General features: G+C 64.0%; 3 protein-coding genes. All 3 read right to left on the bottom strand.

What is annotated here, in order from left to right; genetic code table 11:
• Positions 1–106: 106 nt before the first annotated feature.
• Positions 107–523 (bottom strand): VOC family protein, encoded by a 417-nt coding sequence (locus tag ACZ5CR_RS45815; RefSeq protein ID WP_468869803.1) that lies wholly within the window; start codon positions 521–523, stop codon positions 107–109.
• 69 nt (positions 524–592) lie between these two features.
• On the bottom strand, positions 593–1,081 hold the full coding sequence (locus ACZ5CR_RS45810; protein ID WP_468869801.1) for a hypothetical protein: 489 nt from the start codon (positions 1,079–1,081) through the stop codon (positions 593–595).
• On the bottom strand, positions 1,078–1,263 hold a 186-nt coding region (locus ACZ5CR_RS45805; protein WP_468869799.1), incomplete at its 5' end, for a hypothetical protein. The genes ACZ5CR_RS45805 and ACZ5CR_RS45810, both read right to left, overlap by 4 nt.

Below are 1,263 nucleotides of genomic sequence, written 5' to 3'. Positions count from 1 at the left end.
GGCGCAGCTCTCGGACATGCTGCGCCGGATCATGGTGGTGGCGGAGGAGGTTGGCGGGGCACAGTGGAAGTAGCGCGCGCCCGGAAGCTCCCGCCCACCCGGCCCGTCAACTCCGAGCCAGCTCGGGCCGCTTGCGGTAGTCGGTGAACCCGATGACGTTCCCCCACGGGTCCGCGAACTCCACGGTGTACCCGGTGGCGACGGAGAAGGGCGGGGCCAGGAGCTTCACCCCGGCATCCTCAAGGATCCGCCCGGCACCCCGCGCGTCGGGCACCTCTAGCCACACCCGGGGCGTGCACCACGCGGAAGGCCGGTGCTCGACCCCGTCCTCCACCCGCAGCAGAATTCCGGGAGTCTCCTTGCCGACCTTCAGGATCGCGAGCCCGACCTCATCGATCCGGTGCGCCACGGGAAACCCGGCACGCTCGTAGAAGTCGACGGCCTCGCCGAGGTCACCGACAGGGAAGAGGACGTTGTCGAAGCCGAGCAGGTCGAAAGGCTGCTCATGCGATTCATGCGACATATCTGACATGTCGCCAGAGTAGGCATCGATATCGGCGACTTGTATGGCGCCGCGCCCGACATCGGGTGGTCATGCCTCCGGAACTCGGGAGACCGTGAAAGTTCCGGAGAATGATTCCTCGAACAGGACTGCGTCGTCCCTGGAGTAGATCCAGAAGTCTGGGACGTTCTCCGAGATCTGGTCAAGGTGGGTATACGTCACCTCGAGTGTCATCTCCACGCTCGGTATGGCGAGATTTCCCCAGAGGAAAACCAGCCTGTTCGCATGAGGAGCCCACTGCCGGAGTGCCTCTGCCTTGTCGACGGTCTCTGAATCGCCAGAGAAAAGCACCGAACCCTCCGGCGCCCTGTCCCAGGTGACGGCTCCATCTGAGGATCGTGGGAAGCGGTCGAGGCTGTCACGCAGGTACCGGCGGTGCTCAGCCAGATCGAGCAGCGTGACGCCAGGCTTGCCGACCCAAGACAGGGAACGCCCGGTTCCTGGCTCGGAGCGTGCGAGTCGCACCATGGAGCGAGGCAGGTAATCCGGCCTTGATCCATATGTTTCTTCCGGGGTCATGTATTCCTCCGAAGGATCTTGATCAGGTCTGCCTCGGTCCCGCTCCAGGGGACGGCCCACTTCTTCGCGCTGTCCCCCTTCCCGACCTCTACGTTAATGTGCGGACCCTTCGCCGGGTCGAAGTCCAAGCGGAATCGTTTGAACACTCCGTCCACCCTGGTGGTGAATCCGGTTCTCTTCCC

Source organism: Streptomyces sp. NPDC031274 (assembly GCF_055570235.1).
Note: the sequence above shows the minus strand (reverse complement) of the source record. Positions and strands in the feature narration are given on the sequence as shown.